Source organism: Rickettsiella massiliensis 20B (assembly GCF_000257395.1).
In the GTDB taxonomy this organism is placed as follows: Bacteria; Pseudomonadota; Gammaproteobacteria; order Diplorickettsiales; family Diplorickettsiaceae; genus Diplorickettsia; species Diplorickettsia massiliensis.
On sequence record NZ_AJGC01000002.1, the window covers coordinates 331,739 to 349,902 of the forward strand.

At 41.4% G+C, this 18,164-nt stretch carries 24 protein-coding genes and 2 pseudogenes; 22 read left to right on the forward strand and 4 right to left on the reverse strand.

From position 1 onward, the window contains the following. Positions 1-19 precede the first annotated feature (19 nt). Positions 20-1,960 (forward strand): DUF5617 domain-containing protein, encoded by a 1,941-nt coding sequence (locus S3O_RS0107480; RefSeq protein ID WP_029463721.1) that lies wholly within the window; start codon positions 20-22, stop codon positions 1,958-1,960. Next, positions 1,917-2,213 carry a hypothetical protein gene (locus tag S3O_RS0107485; protein WP_010598466.1) on the forward strand — a complete coding sequence of 99 codons (297 nt, stop codon included), beginning with the start codon at positions 1,917-1,919 and terminating at the stop codon, positions 2,211-2,213. Before S3O_RS0107480 ends, S3O_RS0107485 begins: the two co-directional genes overlap by 44 nt. 106 nt (positions 2,214-2,319) lie before the next feature. Here S3O_RS0107485 and tsaD read toward each other — a convergent pair. Next, positions 2,320-3,383 (reverse strand): annotated as a pseudogene (tsaD, locus tag S3O_RS14310) (tRNA (adenosine(37)-N6)-threonylcarbamoyltransferase complex transferase subunit TsaD). Positions 3,384-3,445: 62 nt separating this feature from the next. Here tsaD and rpsU point away from each other — a divergent pair. The 15 genes from rpsU (at position 3,446) to S3O_RS15725 (ending at position 11,987) form a co-directional block, all read left to right on the forward strand. After that, positions 3,446-3,673, forward strand: a complete 228-nt coding sequence (gene rpsU / locus S3O_RS0107495) for a 30S ribosomal protein S21 (protein ID WP_010598469.1) — start codon at positions 3,446-3,448, stop codon at positions 3,671-3,673. Positions 3,674-3,695: 22 nt separating this feature from the next. Further along, the gene (locus S3O_RS12120; RefSeq protein WP_010598470.1) at positions 3,696-4,241 is read left to right on the forward strand and encodes a GatB/YqeY domain-containing protein; all 546 of its coding nucleotides are present in this window, start codon (positions 3,696-3,698) and stop codon (positions 4,239-4,241) included. Continuing rightward, positions 4,162-5,040 (forward strand): DNA primase, encoded by an 879-nt coding sequence (gene dnaG / locus S3O_RS15705; protein ID WP_083827711.1) that lies wholly within the window; start codon positions 4,162-4,164, stop codon positions 5,038-5,040. Before S3O_RS12120 ends, dnaG begins: the two co-directional genes overlap by 80 nt. Beyond that, positions 4,985-5,563, forward strand: a complete 579-nt coding sequence (locus S3O_RS15710) for a toprim domain-containing protein (RefSeq protein WP_192805913.1) — start codon at positions 4,985-4,987, stop codon at positions 5,561-5,563. Before dnaG ends, S3O_RS15710 begins: the two co-directional genes overlap by 56 nt. Position 5,564: 1 nt before the next feature. Beyond that, entirely contained in the window at positions 5,565-5,807 is a 243-nt protein-coding gene (locus tag S3O_RS15715) for a hypothetical protein (RefSeq protein WP_010598473.1), read from the forward strand. Positions 5,808-5,917: 110 nt separating this feature from the next. Next, on the forward strand, positions 5,918-6,073 hold the full coding sequence (locus S3O_RS17410; RefSeq protein WP_156792817.1) for a hypothetical protein: 156 nt from the start codon (positions 5,918-5,920) through the stop codon (positions 6,071-6,073). Then, entirely contained in the window at positions 6,054-6,224 is a 171-nt protein-coding gene (locus S3O_RS17415; RefSeq protein ID WP_156792818.1) for a hypothetical protein, read from the forward strand. Before S3O_RS17410 ends, S3O_RS17415 begins: the two co-directional genes overlap by 20 nt. Positions 6,225-6,249: 25 nt before the next feature. Further along, a complete protein-coding gene (locus S3O_RS12130; protein ID WP_010598474.1) occupies positions 6,250-7,434 on the forward strand; it encodes a leucyl aminopeptidase family protein in 1,185 nt (394 codons plus the stop codon). A 454-nt stretch (positions 7,435-7,888) separates the two neighbouring features. Further along, the gene (locus S3O_RS0107515) at positions 7,889-8,326 is read left to right on the forward strand and encodes a hypothetical protein (protein WP_010598475.1); all 438 of its coding nucleotides are present in this window, start codon (positions 7,889-7,891) and stop codon (positions 8,324-8,326) included. 174 nt (positions 8,327-8,500) lie between these two features. Beyond that, entirely contained in the window at positions 8,501-9,133 is a 633-nt protein-coding gene (locus S3O_RS12135) for an Rpn family recombination-promoting nuclease/putative transposase (RefSeq protein ID WP_268869465.1), read from the forward strand. Between the two features lie 67 nt (positions 9,134-9,200). Then, positions 9,201-9,422, forward strand: a complete 222-nt coding sequence (locus S3O_RS0107525) for a hypothetical protein (protein WP_010598477.1) — start codon at positions 9,201-9,203, stop codon at positions 9,420-9,422. A 124-nt stretch (positions 9,423-9,546) separates the two neighbouring features. Next, complete coding sequence (locus S3O_RS0107530) at positions 9,547-10,035, forward strand: MFS transporter (RefSeq protein ID WP_010598478.1); 489 nt, start codon at positions 9,547-9,549, stop codon at positions 10,033-10,035. A 121-nt stretch (positions 10,036-10,156) separates the two neighbouring features. After that, positions 10,157-10,399: a hypothetical protein gene (locus S3O_RS0107535; protein WP_010598479.1), complete on the forward strand. Its 243-nt coding sequence runs from the start codon at positions 10,157-10,159 to the stop codon at positions 10,397-10,399. Between the two features lie 330 nt (positions 10,400-10,729). Further along, positions 10,730-11,440 (forward strand): MFS transporter, encoded by a 711-nt coding sequence (locus S3O_RS15720; protein WP_083827714.1) that lies wholly within the window; start codon positions 10,730-10,732, stop codon positions 11,438-11,440. Between the two features lie 4 nt (positions 11,441-11,444). After that, positions 11,445-11,987, forward strand: coding sequence for an MFS transporter (locus tag S3O_RS15725; RefSeq protein WP_192805914.1), 543 nt, complete (start codon positions 11,445-11,447; stop codon positions 11,985-11,987). A 42-nt stretch (positions 11,988-12,029) separates the two neighbouring features. On the opposite strand, the gene S3O_RS16630 is transcribed toward S3O_RS15725, so the two are convergent. Genes S3O_RS16630 through ubiG form a run of 3 tightly spaced genes read right to left on the reverse strand, consistent with a single transcriptional unit; the run spans position 12,030 to position 13,424 of the window. Then, entirely contained in the window at positions 12,030-12,509 is a 480-nt protein-coding gene (locus S3O_RS16630) for an HAD family hydrolase (RefSeq protein WP_202798037.1), read from the reverse strand. Continuing rightward, entirely contained in the window at positions 12,487-12,714 is a 228-nt protein-coding gene (locus S3O_RS18175; protein ID WP_050816867.1) for an HAD hydrolase-like protein, read from the reverse strand. The genes S3O_RS16630 and S3O_RS18175 overlap by 23 nt, the downstream gene beginning before the upstream one ends. 11 nt (positions 12,715-12,725) lie before the next feature. Further along, positions 12,726-13,424 carry a bifunctional 2-polyprenyl-6-hydroxyphenol methylase/3-demethylubiquinol 3-O-methyltransferase UbiG gene (gene ubiG / locus S3O_RS0107555; RefSeq protein WP_010598481.1) on the reverse strand — a complete coding sequence of 233 codons (699 nt, stop codon included), beginning with the start codon at positions 13,422-13,424 and terminating at the stop codon, positions 12,726-12,728. A 349-nt stretch (positions 13,425-13,773) separates the two neighbouring features. On the opposite strand from ubiG, the gene S3O_RS18960 reads away from it, so the two are divergent. The 5 genes and pseudogenes from S3O_RS18960 (at position 13,774) to S3O_RS19775 (ending at position 18,090) form a co-directional block, all read left to right on the forward strand. Next, positions 13,774-14,046 (forward strand): hypothetical protein, encoded by a 273-nt coding sequence (locus tag S3O_RS18960; RefSeq protein ID WP_235776216.1) that lies wholly within the window; start codon positions 13,774-13,776, stop codon positions 14,044-14,046. Continuing rightward, positions 13,988-14,458, forward strand: coding sequence for an NAD-glutamate dehydrogenase domain-containing protein (locus tag S3O_RS20150; protein WP_050816868.1), 471 nt, complete (start codon positions 13,988-13,990; stop codon positions 14,456-14,458). Before S3O_RS18960 ends, S3O_RS20150 begins: the two co-directional genes overlap by 59 nt. A gap of 52 nt (positions 14,459-14,510) precedes the next feature. Further along, positions 14,511-15,299 (forward strand): hypothetical protein, encoded by a 789-nt coding sequence (locus S3O_RS20155; RefSeq protein ID WP_328264365.1) that lies wholly within the window; start codon positions 14,511-14,513, stop codon positions 15,297-15,299. Next, positions 15,292-15,339, forward strand: a pseudogene (locus S3O_RS20160) (hypothetical protein); the annotation flags it as partial. The gene S3O_RS20155 and the pseudogene S3O_RS20160, both read left to right, overlap by 8 nt. 57 nt (positions 15,340-15,396) lie before the next feature. Beyond that, a complete protein-coding gene (locus S3O_RS19775) occupies positions 15,397-18,090 on the forward strand; it encodes an NAD-glutamate dehydrogenase domain-containing protein (RefSeq protein ID WP_050816870.1) in 2,694 nt (897 codons plus the stop codon). Positions 18,091-18,164: the final 74 nt, after the last annotated feature.

Consider the following 18,164-nt stretch of genomic DNA (forward strand, 5'->3'; position numbering starts at 1 on the left):
GAAAACAGCTCAACAAGAAATGGTATCGGAGGATGCGGCTATCTCGCCATCACTGTTTGATGAGCTAACTTTCTATACTGAGAATATGCCTGAAAAGCATATTACTCGTTTGCATGGTGATAAGTGGCAAGGCTGGATTGATTTTTTTATTACTAGTAATAATGAGATTATTTTAACCCCTACAATTCATTTAGTGGAAACTTTTTTTGGCCAAAGAAGTTCACGGATTGATTTGGAACGTTATCTTAATCTTGCTACGCTTTCATGGGGAACGTTAGTCAAAACAGCAGGTAAATTGCGGATAGAAACCGATTCTCAAGGGAATAAACGCTTTATTCTTGCCGCAGAGAGTGATTACTGGGAAGTGGATCAAGATAAAATGATTCCGATTGTGCTACAGGTTTTCTATCAGCAAGGGTTTTATTTATCTAAAGAAAATGTTTTTTTCCTGAATAAAAGAAAAGCGATTTCTCTATATATAAATGAATCGGTACCTGAAAAATTTTTAACGCCAGTGGATCGCTATTTAGCGACTCCAGGTATTTATACCGAGGTAAGCGAAGAGAAATACCCCTTGGCGACTAAAATTGCAAAAAGAACGGAGCCGGTTGTCGCTGCAAAATTAAGCGCTCTTTTTTTAGCTATTGATGATGCAGTATTAAGCTCTAAAAATACATCAGCTATTCAACAGCTTTTTCTTCCTTCTTTCATTTCAACAGAGGGTAGGCCACAAAACAATCGTTTAATCGTATTAAAAGAAAATATCGGTAAATTTCTTGCTTCGCTCACTTTTGAAATAACAGGTACGGCACCTTTATCCGAAAAAAATATTGATTCAGCGCTTCCCTCTTCTTCTGTCACGACGGCGGCGATTCAATTGCCCGAAGCAAGAAAAAAACCAATTCAGTGGTTAGAGAAAATATTCGATGAGGTTCAATCGATTCAGAATAATCATGATATCGACTTGAATTTTGTTTGTGAAGAAGTACTTTCTCTACAGTTCTATTATGAGGAGACGAAGTGTCGATATGAAGAGGCTCAGCGCCAAGAGAATGAAGAAAAACAACAGCAATTAATTGATGAAATCAATAATACCAAGGCTATTTTCCACTATTTTTCAGGGAACGTAACGCGTTACTCACGACGTCAGGTGTCTTCTTCAATTACGTTTAATCGTGCACCTATAACTCGCTTTCTCTCGTTTTATGAACAGGACCCCTGGCAAACATGTATCAACTTATTACGAGATTATACAAAAAATGGTTCGCGTTTGATGCGAGTTCTAACAGGTGCTTGGCTACGTCATTATGTGTCAGAGGTTCAGCAATTTTTAGATGATTATGATAATGGACGTATTATTAAGGACGGGAGTATTAATAGTATCTGCCAAAAAATTTTTTCAGGTCAATCCTTAAGTGAGTTGATAAATGATTTGGATAGAAAAAATAGTACTTGCATCGCAAGGCTGAGGTTTTGTGCGACGTTAACAGGAGAAATGTCTGATTCTCAATCGACCAAAAAGTTGTTTGGTTTTGAAAATCTTGAGGATAAACAGGTGGCGGCGATGGAGCAGGAGGAGGATCCTATTTCTGCCAATGACGAAGAATTAACTAAGGAAACAAAGCATAGCGAAACGCTTATCTCTTCAGCGACTTCTGATACGCTATGTTTTGAACAGGTTTCTAACGTTCAAGGACCTACTTCTGATCCAGTAACCAGCTCAAAAGAACCAGAGCGAAAAACTTCAGTAAGTGATTCATCCTCTTCATCCTTAATCCCTTTAAAACCTGAGCTAACTCAATTAGAGACAGAGAAAACAGAATCGACCGAGCTGAATGGAGAAGAATCTAAGAGTAATAAACGTAATGTTTGTTTTACTACGCCGCCTTCATCACTGCCTGCTGAAACAGAAGGCCTTGGAACAAGAGATCCTCAAGCAAGAAGACAAAAAACCAGTTGAAGCACAACTTTCCTCTGTTGAGGAGGCTGCTCAATTAAAAGACACCGTCGATGGTAAAAGCAACGATATAAAAGAATCATCACTATCATCGACTCGTTCTTCTTATGGGGAAAGTTCAACGACCTTTTTCCCACCTCCTGCAGCGCAGGATAGTCAAGTGAGTTCACCATCGGGTTCGGTAGCACCTTCTCAAAAAACGCTTGATGAAATCCCTGAAGATACTCGTGAAGAATCACCACGACTTGCTTTTTAGTAAGGTCCATCGCATCAGGATGACATGACCTTACTATTATTTTTAAGGTAATCATGTGAAGAGTAAAGACCGACTGCATGAATATGCGGCTTCGGTCTTTACTTTTTTATTCAGCAAGCTGATTGAGTGGCCAACGGGTAACCGTTTGAATCGCTAACGGCGGGTCAAAATAACCTAAATTCATACGTAATGAACCTAAGTAAGCAATCATCGCGCCATTATCTGTACAAAAATGAGGTCGAGGATAGTATAGCGCCACTCCTTTTTTTGGACCATTTCATCCATTTTTACCCTTAAGGCTTGGTTTGCTGCAACGCCTCCCGCTAACACCACCTTGTTGAGACCGGTTTGTTGAAGTGCTCGTTCTGTTTTACGGACTAACGTTTCAACTACTGCGGTTTGAAAGGCGTTGGCGATATCGGCTCGGGTTTGCCTATCTAGACAGCCCGTTTTCTGAACTAAGGTATTCACCGCTGTTTTTAGCCCGCTGAAGCTAAAATCAAGCCCAGGTCGATCCAACATTGGTCGAGGTAGATGAAAGCGCCCTGCACGGCCTTCTTGCGCCAATTCAGCGATTGCTGGACCGCCTGGATAGGGTAATCCTAACAATTTGGCGGTTTTATCAAACGCTTCGCCTGCTGCATCATCCAAGGTTTCACCAAGGAGCGTATAAACGCCCAGTCCGTTTACTTCCGCTAAGAGCGTATGCCCCCCTGACACTAATAAGGCCAAGAAAGGGAAGGAGGGTTGTTTTGTTTCTAACATCGGGGCGAGTAAATGGGCTTCAATATGATGGACTCTGAGTGTCGGGACACCCAGCGCCCAGCCTAAGCTATGACCGAATACGGCACCGACTAAGAGCGCGCCGGCGAGACCCGGTCCTGCACAGTAAGCCACTCCCCCGATAGCAGAGCGCTGTAGCCCCGCTTCCTGTAAGGTTTGTTGAACTAAAGGTAATATCTTGCGGATATGATCCCGGGAAGCCAACTCAGGAACGACCCCGCCGTACTGATTATGGATAGTAATCTGACTATAGAATGTATGCGCCAATAACCCTCGATCTCGGTCATACAGCGCAATAGCGGTTTCATCGCAAGAGGTTTCGATTCCTAACGTACATTGAATGGGCGCCAAGGGGAGATGTTTTGATTTGAAATAGAAACTTTGCATTTTAAGAGATTGCCCGTTAGAATTGTCGGCTATTTTAACCTTAAATGAGGAAGTACACTATAATGCCTGGTGTGATACTTAAACCCAGCGAAACGCTCGAGTCGGCTATCCGTCGCTACAAGCGTATTTGCGAAAAGTCACGCATTTTTGCTGAGGTGCGTCGTCGAGAATATTATGAAAAACCAACTGAAGCGCGTAAACGTCGTTTTGCCGCCGCCGTTAAGCGGACACGTAAGCGATTGATGCGTGATAATCCTACTTTTTCAGCGAAAACAAGACGTAAACACTAATCGTTAAGGCAAACTCTTCATTATGAATACCTCGAATATTCCTTTTAAAAAGCAACTGCAAGAAGATATGAAAACGGCGCTTCGTGCCCAGGAAAAGGAGCGATTAGGGGTCATTCGCTTGATTTTAGCGGTTTTGAAAAAAGCTGAAATTGATGAAGGTTTGGAGACAGAAACCCTTTTAGCTAACGATCCACGTATCTTGCGCATTTTAGACAAAATGCGGAAACAACGCCAAGATTCAATTCAGCAATATGAACAAGCTCAGCGTGCCGATTTAGCTGAGCAAGAGCGTTTTGAAGAATCGGTCATTTGTTCTTACCTTCCCGCACCCTTATCGATTGAAGAGGTGGACCAATTGATAAAGCAAGTCATTCGATGTTATCTTAAATCGCATCGTCTTTCTTTTCATGAAAACGTGTGTCCCCTGATTGATGGCGTTTGCCTGTTAGTTGGTATTGAAGCCAATAAAATCGTTTTTCGAGGGTTCAATGCAAAAGCCAAGTGCCCTAATTCCACAAGATTTTATTCAGGAGCTGCTTGCCCGCTGCGATATTGTATCGTTAATTGACGAACGTATCCCGCTTCGCAAGAAGGGAAAAAGTTATCTTGCCTGTTGCCCCTTCCACCATGAAAAAACCCCTTCTTTTAATGTCATGGCGGATAAACAATTTTATTATTGTTTTGGTTGTTCAGCGAGTGGCAATGCAATTAGTTTTTTGATCGAATATGAACGCTTAAGTTTTCCAGAAGCGGTTGAACAATTAGCTGAGCGTTGTGGGTTGATGATGCCCACAACGGGCGCTTCATTTTCTTCTTCTTCAACAGCACCACTTTATGATGTGCTCGACCAAGTAACGCTGTTCTATCAAGAACAGCTCCGAAAAGCACCGCATGCGATTCACTACTTGCAACAGCGTGGCTTGACTGGATCAACGGCTAAAAAATTTAATTTAGGTTATGCACCTCCGGGTTGGGATAATTTGCTCAAGCAAGGTTTTGATCGGCAATACCTCAAAGAAGTGGGTTTGCTCCTTGAAAAAGAGGGCGGTGGCCGGCCTTATGATCGTTTTCGCGACCGAATTATCTTTCCGATTCGCGATAAAAGAGGTCGGATCATTGCTTTTGGGGGACGTCTACTTAAGGCGGGTGAACCCAAATACCTCAACTCGCCCGAAACACGTTTATTTCATAAAAATAAAGAACTCTATGGCTTGGATCGACTGTATCTTGGTCAGAAAGCACCCCCGTTTATTTTAGTGGTTGAAGGGTATATGGATGTGTTGGCTTTACATCAAGCCAATATTCCACAGTGTGTTGCGACGTTATCGTTTATTCAGTTTGACTCAAGAAGTGATTTTTTGTTTTGATGGCGATTCCGCAGGACGAAAGGCGGCATGGCGTGTTTTGGAAATGAGTTTAAGTGTGTTACAAGACGGTTATTCGTTACGTTTTCTGATTTTGCCGGAAGGAGAGGATCCCGACTCTTTTGTTCGTAAAAAGAGTCGAGCCGCGTTTATGGAATGTCTGGATCAAGCACAGTATTTAGGTGATTTTTTATTTGAAGGGTGTCTTGAACAGATTGATATGACGCAGCTTGAAGGGAAAGCACGTTTTGTTAAACGAGTGGTTCCGCTGCTTGAGCAAATTTCGCCAGGTATTTTACAGTATAAACTTTTTGAAAAATTAGCCACCTTCGTCAACATGGATACCCAGACCTTAAAACAACTGGCTGGATCAATGATTGTACCCGTTCAAAAAAATAAAACCGTTCGTAAACCAGCGGCTTATCCTGCTGCACTTTCTCCGATGCGCTTAGCCATCGCCTTGATTGTTCAACATCCAGATGCATACGTTATCCGAGTTACAAATTCAAGCGCTATCAACGCTTAATTTGCCTGGAAGCGAAATCACACGCTTAAAAACATTACCGGTTCTTAATAGTGGGCAGTTATTAGAATATTTTCGACACGATTCAGCCCGAACTCAAATTTTGACGTCACTGCTTCATTATCCTTTATCAATTCCCCCCACTGGACTTGAGCGCGAATTTCATGATTTACTCCGTCATCTAGAAAAAGAAACCGTACAAAAAAAATCGATCAGTTGCTCCAGAAAGGAAAACAATTTGCATTAACTGAAGGGGAAAAAAAACAACTTTACCAACTTATTCTAAGTGCCCAACCCGAAAAACAATAAATCACTTTTTGGCTTTTGTCTTGAGTCAATTCGAATACTGAGTCTAGAATGTCGGTTGTTCTATCTTTTGAGCAACCCATGCGTAATGATGGAGTTGATCATCGTCCGATTGCAGTGTGTACTCGAATGGGTTGGGGGATGAATGTGCTCAATCTACACTATCTTTTTGCTGAGGAGTGTTTGCGTGTTCGACTGTTATCTTAATGATCAAGCCCAAAATTTAATTCCGATTATTGCTTTAACCACAGAGCAATGGCCAAGTTGGTTTACGCAACAACCCAGTGTGACCACACATTGGTTAACTGCCATTCAGTTTTGCCCTACTAAGCCTGGGCAGACCGCATTTTCCCAATGAACAAGGTGATTTAGCGCAAGTCATTTTGATTCTTGGAGATGCCGACGATTTTTGGAGCTTCGGTGGGCTCCCAACAACGTTACCGCCGGGTGGTTATTATTATGAGGGACTTCCCGATGCACTGCGTGACGATGCAACGTTCGCTTGGGGATTGGGTGCTTATACGTTTAACCGATACAAAAAAAAGACTGCAAAATCGAGGCCACACTTATTTTTAACGGATACGGTCGATAAGCACGCGCTACAAGCGAAGTTAGAGGCAATTTATTTAGCCCGTGATTTAATTAATACGCCTACCGAAGCGATGGGGCCGGCGGAGTTAGCCGAAAAAATAACCGAGGTCGCAAAAAAACATTCGGCCACGGTGACTCAAGTGATCGGATCGGAGCTACTTACTGCACAGTATTTAGCGATTCATACGGTAGGGCGTGCGAGTGTACGAGAACCGCGACTCATTGATTTACGTTGGGGTTCTTCTCAACATCCTAAAATTACGTTGGTTGGAAAAGGGGTTTGTTTTGATTCAGGCGGACTGAATTTAAAATCTGGCTCAGGTATGTTGCTGATGAAGAAGGATATGGGTGGGGCGGCGAATGCGTTGGCACTCGCTGATTTGATTATGGCGTTTAACTTACCGGTTTGTTTACGTTTACTGATCCCGGCGGTAGAAAATTTGGTTGCAGGGAATGCGTATAAACCTGGAGATGTCATCCCGATGCGCAATGGTTTACACGTCGAAGTCAGTGATACAGATGCAGAAGGGCGACTGACCTTAGCGGATGCACTCAGTGAAGCGAGTACCGAACAGCCAGAGATACTCATTGATTTTGCGACGTTAACCGGCGCTGCACGAATTGCCTTGGGTACCGAAATAAGCGCCTTCTTTACTCGCCAAAATAGTTTGGCAACCGAGTTGCTTGAGCATAGCGAACGCGCGCAAGACCCTTTGTGGCGCTTACCGCTTTATAAGCCTTATCAAAAGCTACTAGATAGTAAGTTGGCGGATATTAATAATACGGGAACTTCTTCTTATGCTGGAGCGATTACGGCGGCATTATTCTTAAGTCAGTTTGTCCCAGAGTCGTTAAATTGGGTTCATATTGATTTTAATGCTTACAATGTCATGAATCGACCCGGTCGTCCCGAAGGGGGTGAAGCGATGGCGATTTTGACTTTAATCCGCTACTTATGTGAAAAATACGTTACCTAAATTGATTGATAGAAATAAAAAATTTATTCTCAAAACAAGATAAAGCACAACGCCAAAGTACTGAAGATAGGTCTGTTTAAGCAGAAAACATTCGTTTAGGCTGTGCATTCCAGGAGCGTGTGGGTTCAAAAAAAAGAGTGTAGGGACACCAAACTCTCATCCTTATTTTGGCGGTGGCGCAACCGGTTAAAATTTTTCCTGCGTATTAATTAGGAGACATTGCAAAGCACGTAAAAAAGTTTTTTGTTACGGCTAAGTGGAGTCTCTTTTTTATCACCTATACATAAGACAATATTTATAACATAACATTATTTTCATAAGATTAACTTATATAAAAAAAATAGTGTATACTTACCGATTCTAATTTATGTTAGTTATTTGATCGATATGACCACCTAATTAAGATAATGAAATCAATTTGTAAAAAAATAACTCTAAGTACAGCAGGTATTATATGTCTATTAAAAATGAAAAATTACTCGCTCTTTTGTCAAAGATTCCCTCTGCTATTAAAGATGAAGGAACAAAATGCTTAGAACAAGAAGACATAAAGTTGACTAAAAATCCAGAGCACCAAACCGATCATGATAACCTTTTCAAGAATATTTATCTGGCTTTTAATCAAAAGCGTCTTCGCTTGAAAGCCCTTAAACAAAAAGAAAGCTACAATATACTTAAAACTGAAATGTATGAATTCGACCAGGCATTCTGTAAGGCGTTTCCAGAATTTAATAATGGAGAATTACCTCATCATCCAAAGCCTGAGTCAGTATACAAATTGTGTTATAAAGGCCTTAAGTCTTTTTTTCTTAAAACTAAACAAAACCAACCAGATCATAGTAATCATCATAATCAAGCAGTATTTTCTAATCTGAATTCATATCGACCATAAAATATGGAGGCTATCACCTAGGTTGATAAATTTGTTAAACTTATAAATCAAACTAGGTGGCATTATCAGGCGTTTCGCGCTGCCAAAAAAGAGACTAGTAAATAAATTTACTTACCCTAGAAAGGAATTTCTATTGTAAATGTAGAACCTTTCTCTAATTCACTTTCTAGAGTTATACTATTACGCTACCAAATAGCCATCATGAAACAGCATTTAGACCAAGGGAACAAAACCTTACCTATAGTCGTTCCCTTGCTTTTCTATAGAGGTAGAAAGAGTCCATACCCATTTAGTACCAATATCATAGATTGTTTTGAAAGCAGAGATTTAGCTCAAGAAATATTCTTAAAGCCCTATCCCTTGATTGACATTACTGTCATACCAGACGATGAATTACGCCAGCACAAAGGCATAGCCATTTTAGAACTTGTTCAAAAAAACATCCATCAAAGGGATGCAGTAGAATTTATAAAGGACATTGCTTTACAGATAGCCAAAAAGCTTCTAACTCATGAACAGTTCCAAAGTTTATTGTATTATATTAGCCAAGAGGGTGAATCTAAGGATATTGAGCACTTTTACTCAACTTTAGCTGATACCTTACCCAACTATAGAGAGGATATTATGACTTTGGCACAGCAATTAGAACAAAAAGGTCTACAACAAGGGCTACAGCAAGGTATAGAACAAGGCGAATACCGAAAAGCTATAGCCATAGCTAAAAATCTTCTAAACGATGGAACTTCCCCTCAAGCTGTCCAAAGATTAACCGGATTATCTGAAAAAGAAGTGATGGAATTAGCTTAAAAGCTCTATTTATAAAATAACAAGAAGGTTATATGCGTGACCCCTTAATCCTGAATTCGATGCAAGATTGAAAGAAATATTTGATGAAATCGGTTACCCTAAAGAAGGACAAGAAGTCCTCTTAGAATTAATGGATCGTGCTGCTTTATCTTTTGCTGATAAAGTGCGTTTCCGTATAGCCAAAAATCTATTAGAAGAAGGTCTATCTACCGAAAAAATTAAACGCATTACTGGTTGTGATGTCGACTATACATTAGTAACCTTTACCTTTCTTTCTAATTTACTTTAAAAATCCTTGCGCGACTGGGCATGACACACATTGCCATTATTATACATTTGTAATGGGTCGTCCTGTTTATAATAATGTTTTTTTTTCAATAACTTATAATTTAAGTATCTAACTTAATGATAGCGTGTTTACCGACCTACCACAGCGCAGGAATAACTGCCGCGCTATTATTGGTTTTTTACGTTTCGTTCAGGGATTTTCTATCAGTGGGGAGCTCCCTGGCGCTTTAGTCTTTGCCAGCGAATCGGCGCCTAAACATCAACGTGCTTGGAGTTGTTCGTTTATTTTTTTAGGTGTTGGTTTTGGTTCTATTCTTGCTTCGTTTCTTTCAAGTAGTTTATTTAATACCCTAAGTTCAAACGCTTTACTGAGTTGGGGATGGCGTATTCCATTTTTTGTGGGCGGTATTTTAGGTGTGATTGGTTTTTATTTGCGGCGTCATCTGCAGGAAAGTCCGATATTTCTTTCTCTGCAGAAAACGAAACGATATGTCGCTTTTCCCCTAAAAACATTGTTAATGAACTATCCTGTACAGCTGTTACAAGGTGTGAGTTTGACAGCGTTAAGCGCGATTCCTTATGTGCTTTTTTATCATTCATGCCGACGTATTTGAGTACTTTTTTTCACTTCCCCTTAGAAAAATTAATGTGGCTAAATACATGGTTGATTCCCTGGACGGCATTATTTCCTTTAGCCATCAGTGTTTAGGCAGGTAAAGGCTCGCATTTAGTGACTTGGCGCATCGGGAGTATGGGGCTTCTTTTTTTAGTTATTCTCTTTACACCTTATTTAATAGCGACCCGTTTTATCTGGCGGTGCTCAGTCTATTCGTTTTAGTGATGATTACGAGTTTTATCTTTAGTGTCTTTAGTAGTCTGTTAATGGGTTTATTCCTGACAGCGATTCGTTATAGTGGCGTGGCATTCGTTTATAACTTAGGTTTTTCGGGATCGGAGGGATCACGCCCCTCTTATTAGTTTGGATGATTCATCTGAGTAATAACCGCTTTGCGCCAAGTTTTTATCTCATGTTTTTTGCAGCACAGGGTTTGATAACAAGTTTTTTTATGCGTGAAACCCAAAGCATGAGTTTACAGCAAGAATAGCAAATAGAGTAGGCTACTTTTTATTAATTCGTATCAAAAAATAGAGGCGCTACAAGATTTGCTAAAACAAAGTCAGCTGATTACCTTTATTTTTTTCAAACAATTTTATTTCTATGGAAGAACATTGACAGAGTTATCTAAAAAAAGCTAGCCTAAGTCAATTACTTAAGGATATTCACTTCTTTGCCCATAAGCACTTCCAATGGATACTTCATTTACGTCCGAACAAAAAAAAATATTGCTTCTCACCGGATTAGGCGGCGCGCTTGAATTTTACGATTTTATTATATTTGTTTTTTTTGCGAAAACGTTAGGGACTCTTTTTTTTCCAAATACTGATCCGTTTGCTTCCTTGATGGCGAGCTGGACCTTTGTCGCAGTCGGTTATTTAGCACGTCCTTTGGGAGGGATGATTCTCGGGCATTTGGGTGATCGTTTTGGCCGTAAACGAAGCTTTATTGTTACTTTAATCGGTATGGCCGTTCCCTCTTTTCTTATTGGTTTGTTGCCTAGTTATCAAGCAATAGGTTTGTATGCGCCAGTCTTGCTTGTTATCTGTCGTTTGTGTCAGGGATTTTTTATGGGCGGGGAATTACCCGGCGCGTTAGTTTTTATTACCGAATTAACGCCACAAAACAAACGTGCATGGGTTTGTTCGTTAATTTTTTTAGGTGTAAATGCGGGCTCTTTGTTGGGTTCTTTTCTTTCAACGTGGATTTTACATCACTTCAGTGTGGAAGAATTATTAGCTTGGGGCTGGCGTATTCCTTTTCTTTTTGGAGGCATATTGGGGGTGGTCGGTTTTTATTTGCGCCGCCGATTAAATGAAACGCCTTTTTTTTATCACTCTCCAGAAACAACAAAAACAAGCGTCTTTTCCTTTAAAATCAGTATTGACGTGTTATTACCCTGAAGTGGTGCAAGGGCTTATCCTGACTTCACTCGGTGCTGTGATTGTGAGTTTATGTTTGTTCTTTATGCCAACGTATCTGAATACGTTTTTTCATTATCCATTAGATAAATTGATGTTTATTCCCTTGATCGTCGGGCAATGGGCGGATCATTGGTCTTATTTGAAAGTATTGCGTTTGGGTGCCTTAGGTCTTTTTCTTTTTTCTTACCTTTTTTATAAGGCATTTGGCTATCATTCGTTAACGTTAACGGTATTCAGTCTCATCGGCTTAACCGTGATTTCCAGTTTAGTCATCAGTGTTTTCACAAGTTTATTAGTCAGTTTATATCCGACCGCAATTCGTTACAGTGGCGTCGCATTGGTTTATAACGTTGGGTTTGCTTTGGCGGGCGGTCTGACTCCTCTTGCAGTGACGTGGTTAATTCGGATCAGTGGCAATCCATTGATTCCGGGCCTTTATTTAATGCTCTTTGCCGGGTTAGCGCTTTTTACCAGTTTTTTTATGCGTGAAACACGGGGTACCACCACGGGGTACCACTTTAAATAACCCGATTTAACTGTTTCGAAAATAAGGCAGTGCATGTGATCTTTACGTGCTGAGCCATTGATTTTGCTTGAGCCAAGTGACGAGTGCTTGTGGGGTATCGAGTAAACCACTGGCGTTCCAAGTGCCTACCGGATCTTGTTCGGGTAAATAACCGTAGAGAGCCACCAAGCTTGTCATTCCCGCGGCTTGCGCGGCTTCGATATCGCGCCGTGCATCCCCCACGTAAACGCAGTGTTCAGGCTGGCAATGTAGACTCCAGCTTGCATAGAGCAAAGGTTCAGGATGGGGTTTACAATGAGCGACACTATCACCACTGACCACGCAGTGTGCTTGGCGAAGTAAAGAAAAATGGTCAACCAATTTTTCAGTAAAGATTTTGGCTTTGTTGGTTACGATCCCCCAAGGAAATTGTTGCCGGATTAAGTCGTTAAGTACGGATTCCATGCCGGGAAACCATTGGGTGTTCTCACAGAGGTGTTTGGCATAATAATCGAGAAATTCACTGCAGAGGGTCTTTGGCAGATAATTTGAAACCTCGCTCCAAGAGACCTTGTACGCCTTCTGAAATAAAGGGCCGTATTGCTTTCAACGGCAAATGATGTGCACAGAGCAGCGCATTCAATGTGGCAACCAGATCCGGTGCCGTGTCGAGTAACGTGCCGTCTAAGTCAAATAGAATTGCTTTTTGCAAGACGATGGGTTCCTCTGAAGTCAGCGTATTGGCCATAGTATTTAAGTTTACTTTTGAAAAGAAGCTAGATAATTCACACGTATCGAAGCAGAAAGTCTGACTTGATCGGTGAAGGGATTATAGTGGAGACCTTGGAGCTTCACCAAACGTAACCCGGCTTGACGCGCCGCGGCACTCAATTCCGAAGGACGAATAAACTTTTCGTAAGTATGTGTGCCTTTGGGTAATACATTTAAACAATATTCGGCACCCAAAATCGCTAAAAAGTAGGCGGGAAGACAACGATTAATAGTTGAAAAGAAGACCCAGCCGCCGGGTTTGACCAAAGTACTACAGGCTTGGATCAACGTCACTGGATCGGGAACATGCTCCAAAAGCTCCATACAACACACCATATCAAAATTTTCTGTTTTTTCTTTGCTCAAGGCTTCGATTTCGGCGACTTGATACGTGATCGGTAAATGTTGCGCGACAGCATGGGCTTTAGCCACCTCAATTAAGGTTTCACTTTGATCAATGCCAAGAACCTGCGCATGTTCGCGGGCTAAGGCCTCACTCAGTACACCACCCCCACAACCGAGATCAATCACCCGTTGTTGAGCCAAAGCAATATGGTTTTTTATAAAGGCTAAGCGAGCGGGATTAATCGCATGCAGGGATCGAACGGGGCCGGTTGGATCCCACCAATCCTCCGCTAGCGATGAAAATTTATGAATTTCGGCCGGATCAAGATTAGAAATTGACATAAAAACGAACTACCACGTTGGTTTTTTGCATAGAGCGTATTACAATAGGCCCAGTCTACTTGACCCCCCATAGTGTGTCCATTAGTCATTGATAGGAGTTACTGAAACTTTTTACGCCATTTAAAAACGTGTCGTGCGTGGATTGATCGTCAATCGTGGATGAGTTTTTAGGCATTACAACCTTAAATTTAGTTTGGGAATGTAAGCCAAAAAAGTATAAAAAAACGTATCAACAAATTTATGTCAAATCGGTATTAGGGAAAGTCATTAACTGCATCATGGGGCCTGATTCTCTACCTTATTGTAGCTTCATATGAATAATCTAACGAACCATACGTATCAGGATATTTTGGAAAACCTGCTGAGTAAAGCCCAATCACGGTTGAATGTCGAAGAAGAACCACTTTTCCGTGCTTTTTTACAGCAATACTATGCATACACCACCGTAGAGATACTTCACCAACGTTCACCGGAACAGTTAGTGGGCAGTGCGTTAACTCATTGGCAACTGGCTTATCAACGGCGTCCCGGCCAAATCAAAGTTCGGGTCTATAATCCGTCTCTTGAAAAAAGAGGGATGGACATCAAAGCACACAATTATTCAAATTGTCACCGAAGATAAACCCTTTTTAGTCGACTCGATTCGCATTGAAGTCAATCAATTAGGCTATGATATTTTTTATAGTTTGCATATTGGCGATGTAAAAGTGATCCGTGATTTACATGGTCAACTTCAAGAAGTCTTACCGCTCAATGCCGAAGACGCTGACCGACAAGTCGAAGCGTTGGTTTATTTAGAAATTGATAAGGTGTCAGAAAACGACACGTTACGTACGATCACCACTAAATTAGAAAGCGTCATTAACCAAGTGAACGTAGTAGTAAAAGACTGGTCTGCGATGCGGGCAAAAATGGAATCGTGTCTTCAGTCGTTAGAAAAACAGGCGCCGGGTTATGATCCTCAAGATGTGTCTGAATCAAAAGATTTTTTACGTTGGCTGATTCAAGATCATTTACTTTTTAGGTTGTCGTGATTACGAATTAAGTAAAGATAACAAAAGCTTACGTCGAGTGAAGTCTTCGGGTTTGGGGGTCTTACGTGAAGAAAGTAAAAGCAAACAAGAAAAGTCTTTAACCGCTTTACCCCCGGAAGCGCGCCGTATGGCTTTTTCACCACAAATATTGGTTATTTCTAAAACTAATAAAAAATCGAAAATTCATCGCCCGGTTTATCCAGATTATATTGGCGTTAAGCGTTTTAATGATAAAGGTGAATTAATTGGTGAGCGTCGTTTTATTGGTCTTTATACCTCGACGGTTTATCACAGTGACCCACGGTATATTCCTTTAATTAGAAGAAAAATTCAGTTAGTACTCCAAAAGTCACATCTTCCTATTAAAGGACATACGGGCAAAGCGTTATTAGATATTTTAACGAGTTTGCCGCGAGATGATTTATTTCAAGCGACACCGGACGAGTTAGCGGAACTGGCGTTTGGTATTTTACAACTGGAAGATCAACGAGTCGTTCGATTGTTTGTACGTCAAGATACTTATCGGCGTTTTATTTCCTGTTTAGTTTATTTGCCGAAAGAAAATTTAAATACAGACTTACAAAAAGAAATGGAAAAAATTCTGGTCCGTGAGTTTTCAGGAATAGAAATCGGCTTTTTCCCATTGTTTGGCGATTCAAATTTAGCACGGATTCACTTTTTAATTCGCACGGATCCTAAAAAAGAACTCAACTACGATGTTAAAAAAATTGAAGCACAGCTGGCTGTGGTCGCACGTTCTTGGAAAGAGGAACTCCGTCAAGCATTGACCGAACATTATGGTGAAGAACACAGCCGCGATTTAATACAAAAATATAGTTAACGCTTTCCCAAGTGGTTATCGAGATACTTTTCCAGCCGCGACCGCGGTACATGATATTGAGCATATTGAACGGCTCTCCACAGAGCGTCTGTTAGAAATGAATTTTTATCATCCGCCACAAGCAACCGGCGTCCCTTTACGATTCCGTTTATACAAACCCATCATCTTATCGGATGTCTTACCCGTATTAGAAAATATGGGCTTGCGGGTCATGGACGAATGGCCACAAGAAATTTTACTGGGCGATAAAAAGCGTGCTTGGATTAACGATTTTGGAGTGATCCCTTTGCAAGCGGACCAAGTGGAGGTCGCGCAAGTTAAGGAAATTTTCCAAGAAGCGTTTCGACGTATTTGGTTTGGTGAAGTTGAAAACGATGGCTTCAATCGACTGATTCTGGCGGCACAACTGACTTGGCGTGAAGTTTCGATTTTAAGGGCTTATACGAAGTACCTTCGTCAGATCGGGGTTCCGTTTAGTCAAACATATATTGAAACCGTAGTTGCTCGTAATGCCGGGATTGCGCGTATTTTGGTTAAATTATTCAAATACTATTTTGACCCACGTCGGCAAGGTGAAAGTGAAACAAGCAGCTTAATTGCCAGTCTCGAAAAAAGTCTTCAAACGGCGCTCGATGCGGTATTAAGTTTAGACGAAGATCGGATCCTCCGTTGTTTGTTTGAAGTGATTCATGCGACGTTACGAACCAATTATTTTCAAAAAGATGCCGAAGGTAAACCGAAAAATTGGTTAGCGATTAAATTAAATCCAGCACGAATTACCGATTTACCCCTCCCACGTCCGTTCTATGAAATTTTTGTGTATTCACCCCGTGTGGAAGCGGTGCACTTACGTGCAGCAAAAGTCGCGCGTGGAGGAATCCGTTGGTCGGATCGCCGTGAAGATTTTCGTACCGAAGTATTAGGTTTGATGAAAGTTAAAAATGCGGTGATTGTACCGGCCGGTGCCAAAGGAGGATTTGTCTGTAAATGTTTGCCAGAAGGCGGTGATCGCGAAGCGGTCATGCGTGAAGTGATACATTGTTATCAAACGTTTATGCGTGGTTTACTGGATTTAACGGATAACTTACAAAATGGCGAACTAATCCATCCGCAAGACGTGGTACGTTATGATGAAGACGATCCCTACTTAGTCGTTGCGGCGGACAAAGGAACGGCCAGTTTTTCTGATATTGCGAATAGTATTTCTGCAGAATATAACTTTTGGTTAGGAGATGCCTTTGCCTCAGGAGGCAGTGTTGGCTACGATCACAAGAAAATGGGGATTACGGCGCGAGGCGCTTGGGAATCGGTAAAACGTCATGGCCAAGCACTGGGAATTGATCCGGCAAAAGACAATTTTACGGTGGTTGGAATCGGCGATATGTCGGGTGACGTATTTGGGAATGGGTTATTGTTGTCGCCGCATATTCAACTGGTTGCGGCGTTTAACCATTTGCATATTTTTATCGACCCAACGCCGGATGCCGAGCAAAGCTTTTATGAACGGCAACGTTTGTTTAACTTACCACGTTCTTCTTGGCAAGATTATAATCCAAAACTCATTTCCCGAGGGGGCGGTGTTTTTAATCGCTTACAAAAATCAATTTCGTTATCGCCAGAGATTAAACAACTACTCGATATTCAACGCGATTTTATTACGCCAGATGGACTCATTCGTGCGATCTTAAAAGCAAAAGTGGATTTATTATGGAACGGTGGAATCGGTACCTATGTGAAAGCCGCAAATGAACGCAATGCGGAAGTAGGCGATAGAACAAATGATAATTTACGTATCAATGGTCAGGAGCTCCGTTGCCGAATTGTTGCAGAAGGTGGAAATCTTGGTTTAACCCAATTAGCACGGATTGAATATGCTCAAAATGGTGGATTAATTTTCACCGACTTTATTGACAACTCAGCTGGTGTTGACTGTTCTGACCATGAAGTCAATTGTAAAATTTTACTGAATATGGAGATGACCGATGAAATTGCAAAATTAGTGTTACATGACAATTATTGTCAAACTCGAGCGATTAGTTTAGCCGCGGTGCATGCGCAAACTGAATTGGAAATTCATCGACGTTACATTGAAGAGTTGGAGCAAGCCGGAAAGCTGGATCGTTCCTTAGAATTTTTGCCGGATGAAAAGGCCTTACTTGAGCGTAAAGCGTTAGGCAAGGGATTAACGAGCCCAGAGATTGCTGTGTTGCTGGCGTATACCAAAATGTGTGTCAAAGCCGAACTGCTTGAATCGCATGCGTTAGATGAAGAATATTTAACTCGCGAATCCGCTTTTCCTAAACCGTTACGCGGTCGTTTTGCTGAATTTATGCAATCTCATAGTTTGCGGCGGGAAATTATTGCGACCAAAATTAGTAATGCGATGGTCAATGACATGGGTGTTACGTTTACGTTCCGGCTCAAAGCAGAAACAGGAGCGGATGTGGCCTCGATTGCGCGCGCCTATGCGATTGCACATCAAGTGTTTGGTTATGCGGATCTCATTGCACGAACGGAACGACTTCCAGAAGCCATTTCGCTCGAAACTCGCTATACGTTAATGCGTCAAATTCATCGTCTAGTGCGGCGTGCGACACGATGGTTTTTATGTAATCACCGCGAACAACTTCCAGATATTCTCAAGTTAGTAGAACAGTTTGCTCCGTCAATTCGAGTTTTGCATGAAAAACTGCCTGATTTATTGATGGGTGAAGAAAAAGAGCAATGGGCAATAAAAGTAGCCAATTTACAAGAGCAGGGACTTCCCATGGTTGCGGATGGCGAGTATTGATCATGAATATGCATTGCTGGACATTATTGAAGCCGCACAAAAAAATAATTTATCATTGTTTACCGTGGCAGAGC